Annotated in this window: 1 protein-coding gene; it reads left to right on the top strand. The window is 39.4% G+C overall.

Translation table 11 applies throughout. The features are described 5' to 3' along the window. Positions 1 to 63: 63 nt before the first annotated feature. On the top strand, positions 64 to 264 hold a 201-nt coding region (gene fliS / locus CF394_RS14175; RefSeq protein ID WP_094944453.1), incomplete at its 3' end, for a flagellar export chaperone FliS.

Genomic DNA, 264 nt, shown 5'->3' on the forward strand with positions numbered 1-264 from the left:
AATGAACAATCGACATACTTGGCGCAATTGCTTGGACAATAATTGTAATTTGGAGGATCAACAATGGCTTTAAACAATCCGTATGCAGCTTATCAGCAAAATTCAATCAACATGGCGACTCCTGGAGAATTGACGCTTATGCTATTTGACGGCTGCCTTAAATTTATGAAGCTGGCGAAACAGGCGATTGAACAAGAGGATATGGAAACGAAAAATACGAACCTTGTCAAAGCTCAAAACATTATACAGGAGCTCAATATCACC

It is taken from the genome of Tetzosporium hominis, from assembly GCF_002265435.1.
Classification (GTDB): Bacteria; Bacillota; Bacilli; order Bacillales_A; family Planococcaceae; genus Chryseomicrobium; species Chryseomicrobium hominis.